The sequence below is a fragment of the Pseudomonas lijiangensis genome (assembly GCF_018968705.1).
Lineage (GTDB): Bacteria > Pseudomonadota > Gammaproteobacteria > Pseudomonadales > Pseudomonadaceae > Aquipseudomonas > Aquipseudomonas lijiangensis.
The window spans coordinates 1,389,252-1,408,730 of record NZ_CP076668.1 but is presented as its reverse complement, the minus strand read 5'-3'; the positions used below and the strand labels follow the sequence as shown (position 1 = coordinate 1,408,730).

Here is a 19,479-nt window from a genome sequence, read left to right as displayed (position 1 = left end):
CGAGATTAAAAGTTCAGGCTGAGCCTAGTCGTTCAGCGATACTGGAGAAAGACGTTCTCACGTCCGAACTGGTCACGCAGAGCTTGAATCAAGCTGTCTGCCGGATCAATTCGCCACTCCTCGCCAAACTGCAATAATGCCTTGGCATCAGGCCCCGTGTAATCCAGCGTGATAGGGCACGCACCCCGGTGACGCTTGCACAGATCGCCCAGCCAGCGCAGCCGGTCGCCCTTGAGCGCATCGCAATGCACGGTCAGGCGCAGGCTTTCTGCCAGGTTGGTACGTGCATCCTCGATACTCATGACCCGCTTGGCGCGCAGGCGCAGGCCACCGGAAAAATCGTCATTACTGATTTCGCCTTCGACTACCACCATAGCATCGGTCTGCAAAAGCGATTGCGCCGAATGGAAGGCTTCAGCGAACAGGGAAGCTTCAATGCGTGCCGAGCGGTCGTCCAGGGTAATGAACCCCATCTTGTCGCCCTTCTTGTTCTTCATGACCCGCAGGGCAATGATCAGCCCGGCGATGGTCTGGGTATCGCGTGCGGGCTTGAGGTCGATGATTCGCTGGCGGGCGAAACGTCGGATCTCGCCTTCGTACTCATCGATAGGGTGCCCGGTCAGGTACAACCCGAGGGTTTCCTTCTCGCCGCGCAGCCGATCCTTGAGGCTCAGCTCGCGGGTCTTGCGATGGTTGGCATAGACGTCGGCATCTTCTTCGACGAACAGACCACCAAACAGATCCGAGTGACCGCTGTCACGACTGCGGGCCGTCTGCTCGGCGGCCTGGATCGCCTCTTCGAGCGCCGCCAGCAACACCGAACGGTTACGGTCGATATTGGCCTGATAGGCTTTTGGCTCTTGCTCGAAGTAAGGACCGAGACGATCGAGGGCGCCACTGCGAATCAGGCCGTCCAGGGTCCGCTTGTTGACCCGCTTGAGATCGACGCGGGCACAGAAATCGAACAGGTCCTTGAACGGACCGGCTGCACGGGCTTCGGTAATGGCCTCCACCGGCCCCTCACCCACACCCTTGATCGCGCCCAGCCCGTAAAGAATCCGGCCATCGTCGCTGACCGTGAACTTGAACTCGGAAATGTTCACGTCCGGCGCATCGAGGCGCAGCTTCATGGTCCGCACTTCTTCGATCAAGGTCACGACCTTGTCGGTGTTGTGCATATCCGCAGACAACACGGCCGCCATGAACGGCGCCGGGTAATGGGTCTTGAGCCATGCGGTCTGGTAGGACACCAGACCGTAGGCGGCGGAGTGGGACTTGTTGAAGCCGTAACCGGCGAATTTCTCCACCAGGTCGAAAATGTTACCCGCCAGGTCCGGGTCGATATTGTTGGTCTTGCAGCCTTCGATGAAACCGCCGCGCTGCTTGGCCATTTCCTCGGGCTTTTTCTTACCCATCGCACGGCGCAGCATGTCGGCGCCGCCGAGGGTATAACCCGCCATGACCTGAGCGATCTGCATCACCTGTTCCTGATACAGGATGATGCCGTAGGTCGGTGCCAGTACCGGCTTGAGGCCTTCGTACTGGTAATCGACGTGGGGATAGGACAGCTCTGCACGACCGTGCTTACGGTTGATGAAGTCGTCCACCATCCCGGACTGCAGAGGCCCCGGACGGAACAGGGCCACCAGTGCGATCAGGTCTTCCAGGCAGTCGGGCTTGAGCTTCTTGATCAGCTCTTTCATGCCGCGGGATTCAAGCTGGAATACCGCGGTGGTTTCTGCCCGCTGCAACAACTGGTAGGTCGGCATGTCGTCGAGCGGGATGAAAGCGATGTCCAGAGGCTCTTCGTTGACCTTGGCGCGGTCACGGTTGATGGTCTTGAGCGCCCAGTCGATGATGGTCAGGGTCCGCAGACCCAGGAAGTCGAACTTCACCAGACCTGCTGCCTCGACATCGTCCTTGTCGAACTGGGTAACCAGACCGTCGCCCGCCTCGTCGCAATAGATCGGCGAGAAGTCGGTCAGCTTGGTCGGCGCAATAACCACGCCCCCGGCGTGCTTGCCGACGTTACGCACAACCCCTTCAAGCTTGAGGGCCATTTCCCAGATTTCAGCCGCTTCCTCGTCGACCTTGAGGAAATCGCGCAGGATCTCTTCCTGCTCGTAGGCTTTTTCCAGGGTCATGCCGACTTCGAACGGAATCATTTTCGACAGTCGATCGGCCAGCCCGTAGGACTTGCCCTGCACCCGCGCCACGTCACGCACCACAGCCTTCGCGGCCATGGAACCGAACGTGATGATCTGGCTTACCGCATTGCGGCCATACTTCTCGGCCACATAATCGATCACCCGGTCGCGACCATCCATGCAGAAGTCGACGTCGAAGTCGGGCATCGATACCCGTTCCGGGTTGAGGAAGCGTTCGAACAGCAGATCGTATTCCAGCGGGTCCAGGTCCGTGATCTTCTGCACATAGGCCACCAGGGACCCCGCACCCGACCCACGACCCGGGCCGACCGGCACGCCGTTGTTCTTGGCCCACTGGATAAAGTCCATAACGATCAGGAAGTAACCGGGGAACCCCATCTGGATAATGATATCCAGCTCGAAATTCAGCCGGTCGACATAGACCTGACGCTTGGCCTCGTAATCCTCGGTCGTATCCTTGGGCAGCAGAACCGCAAGACGTTCCTCCAGCCCCTCGAACGATACCTTGCGGAAATATTCATCGATGGTCATGCCATCGGGGATCGGGAAGTTGGGCAGGAAGTGCGTGCCCAGCTTGACGTCGATGTTGCAGCGCTTGGCAATTTCGACGGTGTTTTCCAGCGCCTCGGGCAGATCGCTGAACAGCTCGGCCATTTCCTCGGGGCTTTTCAGGTACTGCTGATCGCTGTAGTTGTGGGAGCGGCGCGGGTCGTCCAGCGCCCGCCCCTCACCGATGCATACGCGGGTTTCGTGCGCTTCGAAGTCGGTCTGCTTGATGAAACGCACATCGTTGGTCGCAACCAGCGGTGCGCCATGACGATCGGCCAGGGCAACGGCAGCATGCAGATGCTCTTCATCGTTGGTCCGGTTGGTGCGCTGCAATTCGATGTAGAAACGATCAGGGAAAATCGCCATCCACTCGCGCAACAGTTCATCGGCTTCACCCGGATTGCCGCCGAGCAGGGCCATGCCGATTTCGCCCTCCTTGGCCGCAGACAGGGCAATCAGTCCTTCATTGGCTTCGGCGATCCACTCGCGCTCGACGATGATCAAGCCGTTGCGCTGGCCTTCGATAAAGCCTCGGGAAATCAGCTCGGTCAGATTGCGATAGCCCTGGGGATTCATCACCAGCAGGCTGATACGGCTGAGCGGGGCGTCTTCGTCCTTGCCTGCCAGCCACAGGTCTGCACCGCAGATCGGCTTGATGCCTGCGCCCTGGGCCGCCTTGTAGAACTTGACCAGCGAACACATGTTGTTCTGATCGGTCACCGCCACAGCAGGCATGTTCATGCCGGTGAGGGCCTTGATCAGTGGTTTGACCCGGACCAGACCATCGACCAGTGAGTATTCGGTGTGCAGGCGTAGATGAACGAAAGAAGCCGGCATGGTGATCCTATAGCGCGAAAACACAAAAAACGAAGGTCAGGATTGTAGCGAGCCTTGGCGGATACGTCAGTCCTGCAACAACCCATTCGAGCTGAAGGACGAAGCAATCGTGATGGACTCACGCGCTTCCCAGGCCGCACGTACCGGGCCGAAGGAACGTCGGTGAATAGGCGTCGGCCCAAGGCGTGACAGGGCTTCCAGATGCACGGCGGTCGGATAGCCCTTGTGCCCGCCCATGCCGTAACCGGGATACATCAGCTCGAAAGCGGCCATTTCCCGGTCACGGGTGACCTTGGCGAGAATCGATGCCGCGGCAATGGCTGGTACCTTGGCATCACCCTGCACCACCGGAGCGCAGGGCACCGACAGTTGCGGGCAACGATTGCCATCGATCAATGCCAGTTTTGGCGTGATGCTCAGGCCTTCCACGGCACGCTTCATGGCCAGCATGGTGGCATGCAGAATGTTCAGTTCGTCGATTTCATGGACTTCGGCGCGGGCAACGAACCAGCACAGGGCCTTCTCGCAGATCTCGTCGTACAGTTTCTCGCGACGGGCTTCGGTGAGTTTCTTGGAGTCATTGAGGCCCAGTATCGGCCTCGCAGGATCCAGAATCACCGCTGCGGTCACCACGTCACCACAGAGCGGACCACGGCCCACTTCATCGACGCCCGCGACCAGATCCTCGACCAGATTGAAATCCAAACCTATTTGCATTGCTCGGGAACTCACAGTGAAGGCGAATGGCCAAGCAGGCTCAGTACCGCATCGGCAGCCTGATTGGAGGCGTCACGGCGCAGGGTGCGATGAATCTCGTCGAAACCTGCCGTCTGCGCCTGCCCGTCATCGAGCAGCGGCAGCAAGGTCCGGGCCAGCGCCTCGGGGGTTGCGTCATCCTGCAGCAGTTCAGGCACCAGCAGGCGCTGGGCCAGCAGGTTCGGCAGGGAAACGTAGGGGCTCTTGACCAGCCGCTTGAGGATCCAGAAAGTCAGCGGAGCCAGACGGTAGGCAACCACCATGGGCCGCTTGTACAGCAGGGCTTCCAGGGTGGCCGTACCGGAAGCGATCAACACCGTATCGCAGGCGGCCAGCGCAACATGGGAGCGGCCATCAAGCAGCGTGACCGGCAGATCACGACCTTGCAGCAGCTGTTCAACCTGAGCCCGACGCTGAGGACTGGCGCAAGGCAGGACAAAGCGCAGATCGGGACGCTGTGCCAGAAGACGTTCGGCCGTATCGAAAAACAGGCTCCCCAGACGACCGACCTCACCACCGCGGCTGCCGGGCATCAGCGCAACCACAGGCCCGTCACCCAGGCCAAGCTCGGCGCGCGCCGCAGAGCGGTCGGACTCAAGAGGAATGGTATCGGCCAGCGGATGCCCGACAAAACGTACAGGCACGCCCTTCTCTTCGTAGAAACGGGCTTCGAACGGCAGCAGGGTCAACATCAGATCGCAGCCTTCGCGAATCTTCAGGACACGCTTCTGACGCCAGGCCCAGACCGAAGGGCTGACGTAATGCACGGTCTTGATCCCGGCACGCCGCAGTTGAAGTTCGATATTGAGGGTGAAGTCAGGTGCATCGATACCGATGAACACATCGGGCTTTTCGTCGATGAGCGTCTGGACCAGCAACTTGCGTCGCGCCAGCAACTCTCGCAGGCGGCCCAGCACTTCCACCAGCCCCATGACCGACAGGCGCTCCATGGGGAAGCTGGAAACCATGCCTTCAGCTTCCATCAACGGGCCACCGACGCCCATGAACTCTACATCGGGATGGCGTGCCTTGATGGCACGCATCAGTCCCGAACCGAGAATATCGCCGGATGCCTCTCCAGCGACCAGAGCGATGCGCAATGAGCCGGCCATGGTCAGCGGGTGATACCGCGGGTCGACGTCTGGATTGACTGGAGGAAGATCGCGACTTCGGGAAACAGCGAAGCAGGCTCAGCCAGTTCGGCAATCGCCTGATCCACGGTCAGACCCTGACGATAGACAGTCTTGTAGGCCTTGCGCAGTGCATGAATGGCTTCTTCGGAGAAACCACGACGGCGCATGCCCTCGAAGTTCATGCTGCGGGCTTCGGCCGGGTTGCCGAACACAGTGACAAAGGCAGGCACATCCTTGCCGATCGCAGTACCCATGCCTGAAAAGCTGTGAGCACCGATATGGCAGAACTGATGGACCAGGGTGAATCCGGACAGGATCGCCCAGTCGTCCACATGCACGTGGCCGGCCAGCGCCGTGTTGTTGACCAGAATACAGTGATTGCCGATGACGCTGTCATGCCCGATATGGGCGTAGGCCATGATCAGGTTATGGTCACCCAGAGTGGTTTCAGCGCGGTCCTGAATGGTCCCGCGGTGAATCGTCACCCCTTCGCGAATCACGTTGTGATCGCCAATCACCAGGCGAGTGTCTTCGCCCTTGTACTTGAGATCGGGAGTGTCCTCACCTACCGAAGAGAACTGGTAGATGCGGTTGTATTTGCCGATCCGCGTCGGCCCCTTGAGGATGACATGCGGACCAACGACCGTACCCTCGCCAATTTCCACACCGGCTCCGATGATCGACCAGGGGCCGACCTCAACATTGTCGGCCAGTACAGCCGTCGGATCGATGATTGCGCGAGGGTCAATCAAACTCATAGCTTGCGTTCCGCACAGATGATTTCTGCGGAGCATACAGGCTTACCGTCGACAGTGGCCTGGCATTCGAATTTCCAGATCTGGCGCTTGCTGCTCAGAAACTTCGCTTCCAGAACCAGCTTGTCGCCCGGAAGCACCGGCTGGCGGAAGCGCAACTTGTCCGAACCCACGAAGTAGTAAATCGTGCCGTCGGCAGGTTTGGAGTCGAGCAGTTTGAAGGCAAGAATACCGGCAGCCTGAGCCATCGCCTCGATGATCAGGACCCCAGGCATGATGGGATGATCAGGGAAGTGGCCGTTGAAAAAGGGCTCGTTGACGCTGACATTCTTGTAGGCGCGAATGCTTTTGTTCTCGATATCCAGCTCTGTCACGCGATCTACCAACAGAAACGGGTAACGATGAGGCAGGTATTCGCGAATTTCTTTAATGTCCATCATTTCGAGGGGAAGCCTGTAGTAAAGATTGGGAGTGCGTCGCTACTACGCAGCACTCCTCTGCATCAAGGATGGCAGTTTATCGCCTGTACACACTTGATATGAAAAAGGTATCAGCCATCAGATGAAACATTACCGTTACAGGTCACTGTCTCGACGATCTTTTCCAGCTTCTGCAGCCGACGCGCCATGTCGTCGAGCTTGCGAATGCGCGCGGCACTCTTGCGCCACTCGCCGGCTGGCTGCATCGCCGTACCGGAAGAATAGGAGCCAGGCTCGGTAATCGAGTGAGTAACCATGGTCATACCGGTGATGAATACGCCATCACAGATATCGATATGCCCCACAAGACCTACACCGCCAGCCAGCATGCAGTGCTTGCCGATTTTCGTACTTCCCGAAATACCGACACAAGCGGCCATTGCGGTGTGATCACCGATCTGGACGTTGTGGGCAATCTGGATCTGGTTGTCGAGCTTCACGCCGTTGCCGATCCGGGTATCGGCCAGTGCGCCACGATCAATCGCCGTATTGACGCCGATTTCCACGTCATCACCGATGCTGACACCGCCAATCTGGGCAATCTTCTGCCAGACGCCTTTCTCGTTGGCAAAGCCGAAGCCTTCACCGCCCAGCACTGCGCCCGACTGAATGACCACACGCTTGCCAATGCGAACATCGTGATAAAGCGTCACGCGAGGAGCAAGCCAGCCCCCCTCGCCGATCTCGCAACGAGCACCGATGAAGCAATGAGCGCCGACAGTCACGTTCGCGCCGATCCGCGCACCGCTTTCGATCACCGCATAGGCACCGATACTGGCAGCAGGGTCTACCTGGGCGTCCTCAGCGATGAGGGCCGTGGCGTGTACACCGGCAGCAGCCTTGGGCTTGGGGTCGAACAGGTGGGAGATGCGTGCATAGGCCAGATACGGGTCCGGCACCAGCAGTGCATCGCCCGCGTAGCCTTCAGCGTCTGCCGGCTTCAACAGCACCGCAGCAGCCCGGGCATCCACGAGAAACTTTCGGTACTGTGGATTTGCCAGGAAGCTGAGCTGATCAGGGCCGGCCTCTTGTAAAGTGGCCAGCCCCGTAATGTTCTTGTCCTGGTCGCCACGTAGCGTGGCGCCAAGGTACTCGGCCAATTGGCCGAGTTTGATGATTGTGCTCATGGATTACTTCAGCTGGTTCATACGCTCGATGACTTGGCGAGTGACGTCATACTGAGGTTTGACATCAATCACTGCACCGCGCTCGAACACCAGGTCGAAACCACCTTTCTTGATGACTTCTTCCACAGCCTGATCCAGCTTCGGCTTGAGTTGCTTGAGCATTTCACGGTCAGCAACGGCCTTGGCTTCGTTCAGCTCCTTGGACTGGAACTGAAAGTCACGAGCCTTTTGCTTGAATTCAAGCTCCAGACGCTCACGCTCAGGCTGAGCCATCTTGTCGCCACCACTTACCAGACGATCCTGGATGCCCTTGGCGCTGCTTTCCAGAGTCTTGAGCTTGGTCAGTTGCGGACCGAATTTCTTCTCGGCATCCACGGCATATTTCTTGGCAGCATCGGATTCCAGCAGGGCCATCTGATAGTTCAGGACAGCGATTTTCATGTCCGCAAACGCAGGACCTGCGACGAGAACGGTTGCCAGCATTACCAATTGAGTCAACTTACGCACAATACACTCCTACAGAATTCGTTTCGTTATCAGGAGTCAGACGCTTAGAAGGTCTGGCCCAGGGAGAATTGGAAAACCTGAGTTTCGGCTTCGTTGTCCGGCTTCTTGACCGGCATGGCCAGTGCGAAGCTCAGAGGACCGAGAGCGGTGATCCAGGTGACACCAACGCCGACAGAACTTGCCATGCCGGAAAGGTCAATATTGTTGCACTCGACCCTTTGACCGTTAAGCGTCCTGTTGGAATCGCAATTGGAGTCAAACACGTTACCCACGTCCCAGAACACGGAAGTACGCAGAGAACGCTGATCCTTGATGAACGGCAGAGGGAACATGACCTCTACACCACCCTGAACCAATACGTTACCACCGAATGGCAGCGGATCCTGATCCGGGTCAGCGGCCGTACCGGGGTTGCGACCGGAACTTGGCGTGCTGCGAGGACCCAGGGTGCTGTCCTTGAAGCCACGAACCGAGTTGAAGCCACCGGCATAGTAGTTTTCATAGAACGGCAGACCCGAGGTCGAACCGTAGCCGTCGCCATAACCCAGCTCGGTATGCAGACGCAGGGTGTAGTTGTCGGTGATCGGGTGGAAATACTGTGCGCGATAGTCGAGCTTGTAGAACGACAGGTCGCTGCCCGGCAGAGTGGTTTCGAACACGAGGCTCTGGGAGTGACCACGAGTTGCCAGCACACCTTTGTTCAGTGTGGACTCGGACCAGCCGACGGAACCCTTGAAGTTCAGGAAGCTGTCGCCTTCCTTGTTGATGAAGTCGAAGATCTCGTCAACGGTGTAGGTACCGGTCTTGATCTTGTCCTGCTGAACGTTCAGGCCGTAGGTCAGACGCGAAGTCTCGCTGATCGGGTAGCCCAGGTTGATACCGGCGCCCAGGCTGTCTACCGCATAGCTCGCCACGTCGACGTCGAGTTCGTCGTAGTTGGTCGTACGATAGAAGGCGCTGTAGCCCAGGCTCACACCATCGGCGGTCCAGTACGGATCGACATAGCTGAAGTTGTAACGGCTCTGGTATTCGCTACGGGTCAGGCCGATGCTGACACGGTTACCTGTACCCAGGAAGTTGTTCTGGCTGATGGAGCCACCGAGGATCAGACCGGCGCTCTGTGCGAAACCGACGCTGGCAGTGATCGAACCGGAAGCCTGCTCTTCAACCGCGTAGTTGACGTCCACCTGATCATCGGTGCCAGGCACGGCAGGCGTTTCGACGTTCACTTCCTTGAAGAAGCCCAGACGGTCCAGACGGGTTTTCGACTGGTCGATCAGGTAGGTCGAAGCCCAGCCGCCTTCCATCTGACGCATTTCGCGACGCAGTACTTCGTCCGCAGACTTGGTGTTGCCACGGAAGTTGATACGGTTCACGTAGGCACGCTTGCCCGGATCGACCACGAAAGTGATGTCGACGGTATGGTCTTCGTCGTTCGGAGTCGGTACGCCGTTGACGTTGGCGAAGGTGTAGCCTTCGTTACCCAGACGACGGGTGATCAGCTCGGAAGTCGTGGTCATGACCTTGCGGGAGAACACCTGACCCGGTTGAACCAGCAGCAGGGACTTGACCTGATCTTCAGGCACTTTCAGGTCGCCGCTGAGCTTGACCGACTTGACGCTGTATTTTTCGCCTTCGTTGACGTTGACCGTGATGTACACGTTCTTCTTGTCAGGCGTGATCGAAACCTGGGTCGAGGCGATATCCATGTTGATATAGCCGCGGTCCAGGTAGTAGGAACGCAGACGTTCGAGGTCGCCGGAAAGTTTTTCACGGGCGTACTTGTCGTCGTTCTTGAAGAAGGAGAGCCAGTTGGTGGTCTTGAGTTCGAACAGGTCGATCAGGTCTTCATCCGGGAAAACCGAGTTGCCCACCACGTTGATGTGCTGAATGGCAGCAACGGTGCCTTCATTGATGTTGATCTTCAGGCCGACACGGTTGCGCGGCTGAGGAACGACCTCGGCAGCAACTTCTGCGGAGTAACGGCCCTGGGCAACGTATTGACGTTGCAGCTCGTTACGCACGCCTTCGAGAGTCGCACGCTGGAAGATCTCACCTTCGGCCAGACCGGACTGTTTCAGCCCTTTCATCAGGTCTTCGGTGGAAATCGCCTTGTTGCCTTCGATTTCGATGCTCGCAACGGAAGGACGCTCGACGACGGTAATGACAAGAACATTGCCATCACGTCCCAGCTGGATATCTTGAAAGAAACCGGTTTTGAACAACGCACGAGTAGCGTCAACCAGACGACCATCATCCGCCTGCTCGCCCACGTTGAGCGGCAAGGCACCAAAGACGCTACCGGCGGACACCCGCTGCAGGCCGTTGACACGGATATCGGAGATGGTGAAGGACTCGGCGTGAACTTCGGCGATCATCAGTACGGCAAGAACCGCAGTTAGCAGCAGACGTTTCATGAAGTCCTTTCTTATTCCAACTGGCAATAAACAAACTGCCGCAAAATGCGGCAGATTTCGCAACACAGCAAGGACTTACAGTCGTCCCAGATCGTTGACCAGCGCGAGCAACATGACGCCCACCACCAGACTGATACCGATCTGAACTCCCCAACCTTGTACCTTTTCCGAAAGGGGGCGACCACGTGCCCACTCGATCAGATAAAACAGCAAATGCCCGCCATCAAGCACGGGGATCGGCAATAGATTCAGAACACCCAGGCTTATGCTCAGATAAGCGAGGAAGTTCAGGAAATCGCCAATGCCCGACTGGGCTGAAGCGCCCGCCACTTTAGCAATGGTTATCGGTCCACTCAAGTTTTTTACCGAGAGCTCGCCGAACAACATTTTCCTGAGCGAATCCAGTGTCAGCACGCTCATGTTCCAGGTGCGGCTGGCACCCTCGGCCACAGCGGCCAGAGGACCATAGCTGACCTCGCGTAACATCTCTGGCGGCCAGTCGACACCTTTGACACCGGCACCCAGGTAACCCGTCGCAGCCTTGCCCTCGCCACGTGCCGCCAGGGTCAGCGGAACGTCGAGTTGCGCGCCGTCACGTTCGATTCGCAGAGAAATTCTTGCATCCGGGCGCTCGCGGACCCAGTCGACGACCTGCTGCCACTCGTTGAGCGGCTTGCCATCGACTGCCAGCAGCAGATCGCCAGTTTTCAGACCTGCCGCCTGGGCAGGGCCTTTGGGATCGAGTTCAGCCAATACCGGCGCCAGGGCCGGACGCCATGGGCGAATACCCAGGGAGCGGATCGGATCAGGCTCTTCGGCACCCTTGAGCCAGTTGTCCAGCGTCAGGGTGTGTGCGGTATCCACCGTCGAGCCCTGATCGCGAACCTTGACCGCAATGGTGCCGCTCTCGCCAAGGCGACGGACCAGCTGAAGATTGACGGCAGACCAGCCCGAAGTTGCCTTGCCGTCTACCGAAACGATTTCCTGGCCAGGGTTCAGACCGGCCTGCTGAGCGATACTGCCCACCTCCACTGCACCAATGACCGGACGAACCTGCTGGCTGCCCAGCATGGCCAGCGCCCAAAAGAACACGATGGCCAGCAGAAAGTTGGCGGCAGGACCGGCAATGACGATGGCAATGCGTTGATACACAGTCTTGCGATTGAACGACTGATCAGCCAGATGTTCAGGCACATCGCCTTCGCGCTCATCGAGCATCTTGACGTAGCCGCCCAGAGGAATCGCCGCCACGACAAACTCGGTCCCGTGGCGGTCATGCCAGCGAACCAGTGGCGTGCCGAACCCCACCGAAAAGCGGAGAACCTTGACGCCACAACGCCGGGCCACCCAGAAGTGACCGAATTCGTGAAAGGTAACCAGCACACCCAGAGCAATCAGGGTGCCAATGATCATATATAGCGCGCTCATCAACCTTCTCCGGGTGCCGGGATGCCGGCAACTGTGTTTATCATCGCAGCCGCAAAAGCCTGCTCCCGATGCATCACATCGACCCTGTCATCCATGTTCAGTTATCGTCCGTTTCGTTCCAGCCAAAGCCCTGCCAGAACACGCGCCTTTGCATCGGCCGCAAATACCGCATCGAGCTCTTCGACCGCAACGGCAGGCTCGAGATTCAGCACTTCCTCGATCATACCCGCGATTTCCAGATAGCCAATACGCCTGTCGAGAAATGCAGCGACAGCCACTTCATTGGCAGCATTGAGCATGGCCGGAGCACTTCCTCCTGCCTGAGCTGCCTGCCGGGCCAGACGCAGGCACGGGAAACGCTCCTCGTCAGGCTCTTCGAAATCCAGCTGACCGATACGGAACAGGTCCAGCGGCGAAACACCGGAATCCATCCGCTGCGGCCAGGCCAGCGCATTGGCAATCGGGGTACGCATGTCCGGATTGCCAAGCTGCGCCAATACCGAACCGTCCACGTAATCCACCATCGAGTGGATCACGCTCTGGGGATGAATGACGACCTCAACCTGATCCGGGCGAGCATCGAACAGCCAGCAGGCCTCGATCAGCTCAAGCCCCTTGTTCATCATGGTCGCCGAATCCACGGAGATCTTGCGCCCCATGGACCACACCGGATGCGCGCAGGCCTGCTCGGGCGTCACGTCATGCAGTTGCGCCAGAGGCGTCTTGCGAAACGGGCCGCCCGACGCGGTCAGGAGAATGCGTCTGACACCCACGGCACTCAGCCCCCGGGAAAAGTCCACCGGCAGGCATTGAAAGATCGCATTGTGCTCACTGTCGATAGGCAACAGCACCGCACCGCTTTGCCGGACGGCCTGCATGAACAGGGCGCCGGACATGACCAGCGCTTCCTTGTTGGCCAGCAGGACTTTCTTGCCCGCCTCGACGGCCGCCAGTGTCGGCCGCAGACCAGCCGCACCGACAATGGCCGCCATGACAGCATCGACCTGAGGATGCGCGGACACTTCACACAGACCGCCCTCCCCCACCAGCACCCGGGTATCGAGCCCGGCAGCAGCAAGATCATCCTGCAACTTGCGGGCGACATCCTGGGTAGGCACCACGGCAAAACGCGGCGTGTGCGTGATGCACAACGCCAGCAATTCTTTCAGGCGGGTGAAGCCGGTCAGGGCGAAAACCTGATACCGGCCCGGATGACGAGCGATGACATCCAGCGTGCTGAGACCAATCGAACCGGTAGCACCCAGGACGGTAATCTGTTGCGGCTTCACAGCACACCCCAGTCAGCAGCCCAGAGCAACACGGCAAAAACCGGAATGGCAGCAGTCAGGCTGTCGATACGATCCAGCACGCCGCCATGACCGGGCAGCAGGTTGCTGCTGTCCTTGACGCCGGCCTGACGCTTGAACATGCTTTCGGTCAGGTCGCCGACCACGGAAATCAGGACGATGGCAGCCGCGCCCAGAAGAGCGACGATCAACTGCGAAACCGACCAGCCGCGGGAAATACCTACGCCAGCAGTAATGAGCAGACTGACCACCAGACCACCATAAACACCTTCCCAGCTTTTACCCGGACTGACCCTGGGTGCCAGCTTGCGCTTGCCAAATGCCTTGCCGGAGAAATAGGCGCCGATATCCGCCGCCCATACCAGCACCATGACCGCCAGAATCAATCCATTGCCCAGAGGCCATTGCTTGATAAGGATAAGTCCTTGCCAGGCAGGCAGCAGGATCAACAGACCAATGACCAGTTTGCAGGCAGCGCTCGCCCAGTAATCACTGGAGTCGGGGAATGTCAGAACCAGAAAGGTTGCCGCACACCACCAGATAACCGCCGCGACGAGAATCCAGGGCGCAAGCCCCGGCACCAGGTACATGAGAAACAGCAACAAGGCGACCGCAGCGGCATAAGCCAGACGCATGCCTTGAGCGACAAGCCCTGCCAGCCTTGCCCATTCCCACGCACCCAGCACCACGACCAGACCGATGAACAGGGCGAAGTCGGCACCTTTGAGCAGGAAGAACCCGCAAAGAGCGACCGGCAGCAGGATGAGCGCAGTGATGATCCGTTGTTTCAGCATTAAACCCGGGCTCCAGCTTCGACCTGTTCGCTGGTTTTACCGAAGCGACGTTGGCGCGAAGCGAAATCGGCCAGCGCAGCGCGCATGGCATCGTGTTTGAAGTCCGGCCAGAACAGGTCGGAAAAATACAGCTCGGCATAAGCCAACTGCCAGAGCAGGAAGTTACTGATGCGGTGCTCGCCACCCGTACGGATGCACAGGTCCGGCAACGGCAGATCGCCGGTTGCCAGACAGGTCTGCAAGAGTTCGGGGGTGATGTCTTCAGGCTGCAGATGCCCGGCCTGAACCTCGCGGGACAGACGCTGGGCAGCCTGGGCAATATCCCACTGCCCACCGTAATTGGCCGCGATCTGCAGGACGAAACTGTTGTTGCCAGCCGTCTGCTGCTCCGCCTCACGCATGGCCGCCTGAAGTTCGGGATGGAAACGCGAGCGATCACCGATGATGCGCAGGCTGATGCCATTCTCGTTCAGACGACGGGTTTCGCGCCGCAGGGCCGTGAAGAACAACTCCATCAAGGCCCCGACCTCCTCGGCCGGACGCTGCCAGTTTTCGCTGGAGAACGCGAACAGCGTCAGCACCTCGACCTTGGCCTCGGCACACACCTCAATGACCGCACGCACGGCATCAACGCCTGCCTTGTGACCAGCAACACCTGGCAGCAGACGCTTCTTGGCCCAGCGATTATTACCATCCATGATAATCGCGACATGACGCGGCACCGAAGACGATGCGGCCGGTTTTGTCTTTTCCATGAAAGCGCCCCGAACCTTATACGGCCATCAGGTCTGCTTCTTTCTGCTTCACCGCCACTTCGATGTCGGCAACGAACTTGTCGGTCAGTTTCTGGATGTCATCAGCAGCACGACGCTCTTCGTCTTCGCTGATTTCCTTTTCCTTGACCAGATCCTTGTACTGGCTCAGCGCGTCACGACGGATGTTGCGTACGGCAACACGTGCGTCTTCGGCAGCGTCACGCGCCTGCTTGGTGAAGCCCTTGCGGGTTTCTTCGGTCAGGGCCGGCATGCTGATCAGCAGCAGTTCGCCCAGGTTGGTCGGGTTGAAGCCCAGACCGGAGCTCTGGATTGCCTTGTCGACCGCGCCCAGCATGTTGCGCTCGAACGCCACGACCTGAAGGGTCCGGGAGTCCTTGACGGTGATGTTGGCCACTTGCTTGATCGGGGTATCGGAGCCGTAGTAAGGCACCATGACACCTTCGAGGATATCCGGGTGTGCCTTGCCAGTACGAATGCGGCTGAATGCGTGCGCCAGCGACTCGAGGCTCTTCTGCATGCGAGTCTGAGCGTCTTTCTTGATTTCGTTGATCATTGTTGAACTTCCTCGATCAGGGTTCCTTCAGCGCCGCCATGTACGATATTCAGCAGGGCGCCGGGTTTGTTCATATTGAAGACGCGCAACGGCATCTTGTGATCGCGACACAGGCAGATAGCTGTCAGATCCATTACACCCAGCTTGCGATCCAGCACTTCATCGTAAGACAGATGATCGAACTTCTCGGCATTCGGGTCCTTGAACGGGTCTGCGGTGTAGACGCCATCAACCTTGGTCGCCTTGAGGACGACATCGGCATCGATTTCGATCGCTCGCAGGCAGGCAGCCGAATCCGTGGTGAAAAACGGATTGCCGGTTCCGGCAGCAAAGATGACGACTTCCTTGGAGTTGAGATGACGCATGGCCTTGCGACGATCGTAATGATCGGTCACGCCCATCATCGAGATAGCGGACATCACGATAGCCGAGATGTTGGCACGCTCCAGCGCGTCACGCATTGCCAGGGCATTCATCACAGTGGCCAGCATGCCCATGTGATCGCCCGTTACCCGATCCATACCGGCAGCACTCAGGGCTGCGCCACGGAACAGATTGCCACCGCCGATAACCAGCCCGACCTGAACGCCGATACCCACCAGCTGGCCGACTTCCAGCGCCATGCGATCCAGTACCTTGGGGTCGATACCGAAATCTTCCGACCCCATCAGGGCCTCGCCGCTAAGCTTGAGTAGAATGCGTTTATAGCGAGCCTGATAACCACTGCCCTGCTGAGCCATTGCGAATCTCTCCTGCGGCGTTTTCTGAAAAAAATCTGTGCGGGCCGTTTCAGGCCTGCGCTTACTCTAGCTTGACGCTGCAAGAGCGTCTGGAGAATGCAGCCTTAGCGGCCAATTCTCAAAGGGAAATTCCCTTTCTTTTTTGACAAAGAGGCCGCGCGCGTTAGCGGGCAGCCTCTTTGGGGCGACAGTTTAAAACCGTCTTACTTCTGGCTTGCAGCTACTTGAGCAGCAACTTCTTCAGCGAAGTTGTCGACTGGCTTCTCGATGCCTTCGCCCACTTTGAAGTAGGTGAAAGAAACGATTTCAGCGCCAGCTTTCTTCGCCAGAGCACCGACGGTGATTTCCGGGTTCTTGACGAATGCTTGCTCAACCAGGCTGGCTTCGGCCAGGAACTTGGTGATACGACCGCTCACCATTTTCTCGACGATTTCAGCAGGCTTGCCTTTGATCTTGTCTTCGTTCAGTTGCAGGAAGACGCCCTTCTCGCGCTCGATCGCTTCAGCCGAAACTTCCGAAGGCAGCAGGAACTCAGGGTTGCTTGCAGCAGCGTGCATGGCGATGTCTTTGGCCAGCTCGGCGTCACCGCCTTTCAGAGCCACGACTACACCGATCTTGTTGCCGTGCAGGTAAGCATTGACCACGTCACCTTCGATGCGAGCCAGGCGACGGATGTTGACGTTTTCACCAACTTTGGCAACCAGAGCGGTACGCTCGGCTTCCTGAGCTTCGATCAGCGGAGCTGCGTCGGTCAGCTTGTCAGCGAAAGCTTTTTCGATGCTGCTGTTCACGAAGTTCTTGAAGTCGTCCTGCAGAGCCAGGAAGTCGGTCTGGGAGTTGACTTCGATGATGACAGCAGCTTTGCCGTCTGCACCGACTTTAACGCCGATAGCGCCTTCAGCAGCAACGTTGCCTGCTTTCTTGGCAGCCTTGATGGCGCCGGAAGCACGCATGTCGTCGATGGCTTTTTCGATGTCGCCGCCAGCCTTGGTCAAGGCCTTTTTGCAATCCATCATGCCTTCGCCGGTACGCTCGCGCAGTTCTTTGACCAACGCTGCAGTAATCTCTGCCATTTCAAAATCCTCTTGGATAGGTTTTCAACCATTCCACCCGGGTAAACGGGCGTTCAAATTCTTGAAAAATCAGGGTGACAGCAACACATGACAAGCAGCCCACGGTCACGCCAACAAATCATTTTCGAGGGGGCAAAAAGGGGGCCAAGCCCCCTTTTCGCGTACTGAGTAAACGCTAAGCGTTTGTTACTCAGCCTTCTACAGCTGCTGCAGCTGGAGCTTCTTCGACGTATACGTCGGTGCCGCCAGCGACATTGTTGCGACCACGGATAACAGCGTCAGCCATCGAACCCATGTACAGCTGGATAGCGCGGATTGCGTCATCGTTGCCTGGGATGATGTAGTCAACGCCTTCCGGGCTGCTGTTGGTATCGACTACGCCGATGACCGGGATGCCCAGCTTGTTGGCTTCGGTGATAGCAATGCGCTCGTGATCAACGTCGATAACGAACAGTGCGTCAGGCAGACCGCCCATGTCCTTGATACCACCCAGGCTGCGATCCAGTTTTTCCAGATCACGGGTGCGCATCAGGGCTTCTTTCTTGGTCAGCTTGGCGAAAGTACCGTCTTCAGCCTGTACTTCCAGCTCGCGCAGACGTTTGATCGACTGACGGATGGTCTTGAAGTTGGTCAGCATGCCGCCCAACCAGCGGTGATCGACGTACGGCGAACCGCAACGTGCTGCTTCTTCAGCAACGATCTTGCCAGCGGAACGCTTGGTGCCGACGAACAGAATCTTGTTTTTGCCCTGAGCCAGGCGCTCAACGAAAGTCAGAGCTTCGTTGAACATTGGCAGGGTTTTTTCAAGGTTGATGATGTGAATCTTGTTACGCGCGCCGAAAATGTACTTACCCATTTTCGGATTCCAGTAACGGGTTTGGTGACCGAAGTGCACACCGGCCTTCAGCATATCGCGCATATTGACTTGGGACATGATAGTTCCTTGATAAGTCGGGTTAGGCCTCCACGTATCCCAATGACCAACCAGTGGCGAGCCGCCAAAGGCACCCAGGTCATCGTGTCGACACGTGTGTGGGTTTAAGCTTCCAGGACGGACCTTGGAAAGCGGCGCATTTTATATCACAAAAGGAAAGCCAGCGAAACCCGAATCACACGCTTGTTTCTCCATCCTTTTGAAAACAGACAGATTCCCCAGTGTTTCCTTTATAGAAGGAAGCGCTAGTCATGGGCCCGGGTCTGATAGAATCGCCACTTTTCGCATTGACCGCGTGCAACCACGCAGAGAGAAATTCGCATGACCGTGACCCTCAAGACTCCAGAAGACATCGAAAAGATGCGCATTGCCGGTCGACTGGCCGCCGAAGTGCTGGAAATGATCACCCCCCACGTCAAGCCCGGTGTCACCACCGAAGAGCTCGACCGCATCTGCCACGATTACATCGTCAACGAGCAACAGGCCATTCCCGCGCCGCTCAACTACAAAGGCTTCCCCAAGTCGATCTGCACCTCGATCAACCATGTGGTCTGCCACGGCATTCCCGGCGAAAAGCAGCTCAAGAACGGCGACACCCTGAATATCGACGTCACCGTCATCAAGGACGGCTATCACGGCGACACCAGCAAGATGTTCCACGTCGGCAAGGTGCCAGAGTGGGCCGAGCGCCTGTCGAAGATCACCCAGGAATGCCTGTACAAAGCCATCGAGATCGTCCGTCCGGGCACGCGCCTGGGGGATATCGGTTCGGTGATCCAGAAGCACGCCGAAAAGAACGGCTTTTCCGTCGTTCGTGAATTCTGCGGCCACGGCATCGGCAAGGTCTTTCACGAAGAGCCGCAGGTACTGCATTATGGCGAAGCAGGCAAAGGCCTCGAGCTGCTTGAAGGCATGACCTTCACCATCGAGCCGATGATCAACCAGGGTCGCGCCGACACCAAGATTCTAGGCGACGGCTGGACCGCCATCACCAAGGACCGCAAACTCTCGGCACAATGGGAGCACACGATTCTGGTGACCGCCGACGGCTATGAGATTTTCACCCTGCGCAGCGACGATACCATCGCGCGGACATCAGCCTGACACGACCTGTTCGGCCGACACCAAGCCCGCACAGCCAGATAT

At 58.1% G+C, this 19,479-nt stretch carries 17 protein-coding genes; 1 reads left to right on the top strand and 16 read right to left on the bottom strand.

What is annotated here, in order from left to right:
- Positions 1–32 precede the first annotated feature (32 nt).
- The 16 genes from dnaE to rpsB all read right to left on the bottom strand — a co-directional run bounded on the left by dnaE (position 33) and on the right by rpsB (position 18,333).
- The gene (dnaE, locus tag KQP88_RS06150) at positions 33–3,554 is read right to left on the bottom strand and encodes a DNA polymerase III subunit alpha (protein WP_216705113.1); all 3,522 of its coding nucleotides are present in this window, start codon (positions 3,552–3,554) and stop codon (positions 33–35) included.
- Between the two features lie 66 nt (positions 3,555–3,620).
- Complete coding sequence (gene rnhB / locus KQP88_RS06145) at positions 3,621–4,271, bottom strand: ribonuclease HII (protein ID WP_216705112.1); 651 nt, start codon at positions 4,269–4,271, stop codon at positions 3,621–3,623.
- Between the two features lie 11 nt (positions 4,272–4,282).
- The gene (lpxB, locus tag KQP88_RS06140) at positions 4,283–5,422 is read right to left on the bottom strand and encodes a lipid-A-disaccharide synthase (RefSeq protein WP_216705111.1); all 1,140 of its coding nucleotides are present in this window, start codon (positions 5,420–5,422) and stop codon (positions 4,283–4,285) included.
- 2 nt (positions 5,423–5,424) lie between these two features.
- Positions 5,425–6,201, bottom strand: coding sequence for an acyl-ACP--UDP-N-acetylglucosamine O-acyltransferase (gene lpxA, locus KQP88_RS06135; RefSeq protein ID WP_200993475.1), 777 nt, complete (start codon positions 6,199–6,201; stop codon positions 5,425–5,427).
- Complete coding sequence (gene fabZ / locus KQP88_RS06130; protein WP_025258955.1) at positions 6,198–6,638, bottom strand: 3-hydroxyacyl-ACP dehydratase FabZ; 441 nt, start codon at positions 6,636–6,638, stop codon at positions 6,198–6,200. The genes lpxA and fabZ overlap by 4 nt, the downstream gene beginning before the upstream one ends.
- Before the next feature lie 110 nt (positions 6,639–6,748).
- On the bottom strand, positions 6,749–7,804 hold the full coding sequence (lpxD, locus tag KQP88_RS06125; protein ID WP_198724932.1) for a UDP-3-O-(3-hydroxymyristoyl)glucosamine N-acyltransferase: 1,056 nt from the start codon (positions 7,802–7,804) through the stop codon (positions 6,749–6,751).
- Positions 7,805–7,807: 3 nt separating this feature from the next.
- Positions 7,808–8,311, bottom strand: a complete 504-nt coding sequence (locus KQP88_RS06120) for an OmpH family outer membrane protein (protein ID WP_025258953.1) — start codon at positions 8,309–8,311, stop codon at positions 7,808–7,810.
- 44 nt (positions 8,312–8,355) lie between these two features.
- Positions 8,356–10,728 carry an outer membrane protein assembly factor BamA gene (gene bamA, locus KQP88_RS06115; RefSeq protein ID WP_200993474.1) on the bottom strand — a complete coding sequence of 791 codons (2,373 nt, stop codon included), beginning with the start codon at positions 10,726–10,728 and terminating at the stop codon, positions 8,356–8,358.
- 75 nt (positions 10,729–10,803) lie between these two features.
- Complete coding sequence (gene rseP / locus KQP88_RS06110; protein ID WP_216705110.1) at positions 10,804–12,156, bottom strand: sigma E protease regulator RseP; 1,353 nt, start codon at positions 12,154–12,156, stop codon at positions 10,804–10,806.
- Positions 12,157–12,257: 101 nt separating this feature from the next.
- Positions 12,258–13,445 (bottom strand): 1-deoxy-D-xylulose-5-phosphate reductoisomerase, encoded by a 1,188-nt coding sequence (gene ispC / locus KQP88_RS06105; RefSeq protein ID WP_216705109.1) that lies wholly within the window; start codon positions 13,443–13,445, stop codon positions 12,258–12,260.
- The gene (locus tag KQP88_RS06100) at positions 13,442–14,257 is read right to left on the bottom strand and encodes a phosphatidate cytidylyltransferase (protein WP_216705108.1); all 816 of its coding nucleotides are present in this window, start codon (positions 14,255–14,257) and stop codon (positions 13,442–13,444) included. The genes ispC and KQP88_RS06100 overlap by 4 nt, the downstream gene beginning before the upstream one ends.
- Positions 14,257–15,012 carry a polyprenyl diphosphate synthase gene (uppS, locus tag KQP88_RS06095; protein ID WP_198724924.1) on the bottom strand — a complete coding sequence of 252 codons (756 nt, stop codon included), beginning with the start codon at positions 15,010–15,012 and terminating at the stop codon, positions 14,257–14,259. Before uppS ends, KQP88_RS06100 begins: the two co-directional genes overlap by 1 nt.
- Positions 15,013–15,028: 16 nt before the next feature.
- On the bottom strand, positions 15,029–15,586 hold the full coding sequence (frr, locus tag KQP88_RS06090) for a ribosome recycling factor (protein WP_025258947.1): 558 nt from the start codon (positions 15,584–15,586) through the stop codon (positions 15,029–15,031).
- Positions 15,583–16,326, bottom strand: coding sequence for a UMP kinase (gene pyrH / locus KQP88_RS06085; protein ID WP_025258946.1), 744 nt, complete (start codon positions 16,324–16,326; stop codon positions 15,583–15,585). Before pyrH ends, frr begins: the two co-directional genes overlap by 4 nt.
- Positions 16,327–16,529: 203 nt before the next feature.
- A complete protein-coding gene (tsf, locus tag KQP88_RS06080; RefSeq protein WP_025258945.1) occupies positions 16,530–17,399 on the bottom strand; it encodes a translation elongation factor Ts in 870 nt (289 codons plus the stop codon).
- 190 nt (positions 17,400–17,589) lie between these two features.
- Positions 17,590–18,333, bottom strand: coding sequence for a 30S ribosomal protein S2 (gene rpsB, locus KQP88_RS06075; protein WP_025258944.1), 744 nt, complete (start codon positions 18,331–18,333; stop codon positions 17,590–17,592).
- Between the two features lie 321 nt (positions 18,334–18,654).
- On the opposite strand from rpsB, the gene map reads away from it, so the two are divergent.
- Positions 18,655–19,437, top strand: coding sequence for a type I methionyl aminopeptidase (map, locus tag KQP88_RS06070; RefSeq protein ID WP_200993470.1), 783 nt, complete (start codon positions 18,655–18,657; stop codon positions 19,435–19,437).
- The last annotated feature ends 42 nt before the right edge of the window (positions 19,438–19,479 follow it).

Excerpts from the sequence above, each read along its gene's own strand:
- lpxB (WP_216705111.1), bottom strand. The coding sequence starts at position 5,422 with ATGGCCGGCTCATTGCGCATCGCTCTGGTCGCTGGAGAGGCATCCGGC.
- fabZ (WP_025258955.1), bottom strand. The coding sequence starts at position 6,638 with ATGATGGACATTAAAGAAATTCGCGAATACCTGCCTCATCGTTACCCG.
- bamA (WP_200993474.1), bottom strand. The coding sequence starts at position 10,728 with ATGAAACGTCTGCTGCTAACTGCGGTTCTTGCCGTACTGATGATCGCC.
- lpxD (WP_198724932.1), bottom strand. The coding sequence starts at position 7,804 with ATGAGCACAATCATCAAACTCGGCCAATTGGCCGAGTACCTTGGCGCC.
- tsf (WP_025258945.1), bottom strand. The coding sequence starts at position 17,399 with ATGGCAGAGATTACTGCAGCGTTGGTCAAAGAACTGCGCGAGCGTACC.
- KQP88_RS06100 (WP_216705108.1), bottom strand. The coding sequence starts at position 14,257 with ATGCTGAAACAACGGATCATCACTGCGCTCATCCTGCTGCCGGTCGCT.
- map (WP_200993470.1), top strand. The coding sequence starts at position 18,655 with ATGACCGTGACCCTCAAGACTCCAGAAGACATCGAAAAGATGCGCATT.
- rseP (WP_216705110.1), bottom strand. The coding sequence starts at position 12,156 with ATGAGCGCGCTATATATGATCATTGGCACCCTGATTGCTCTGGGTGTG.
- frr (WP_025258947.1), bottom strand. The coding sequence starts at position 15,586 with ATGATCAACGAAATCAAGAAAGACGCTCAGACTCGCATGCAGAAGAGC.
- pyrH (WP_025258946.1), bottom strand. The coding sequence starts at position 16,326 with ATGGCTCAGCAGGGCAGTGGTTATCAGGCTCGCTATAAACGCATTCTA.
- dnaE (WP_216705113.1), bottom strand. The coding sequence starts at position 3,554 with ATGCCGGCTTCTTTCGTTCATCTACGCCTGCACACCGAATACTCACTG.
- rnhB (WP_216705112.1), bottom strand. The coding sequence starts at position 4,271 with ATGCAAATAGGTTTGGATTTCAATCTGGTCGAGGATCTGGTCGCGGGC.
- uppS (WP_198724924.1), bottom strand. The coding sequence starts at position 15,012 with ATGGAAAAGACAAAACCGGCCGCATCGTCTTCGGTGCCGCGTCATGTC.
- lpxA (WP_200993475.1), bottom strand. The coding sequence starts at position 6,201 with ATGAGTTTGATTGACCCTCGCGCAATCATCGATCCGACGGCTGTACTG.
- rpsB (WP_025258944.1), bottom strand. The coding sequence starts at position 18,333 with ATGTCCCAAGTCAATATGCGCGATATGCTGAAGGCCGGTGTGCACTTC.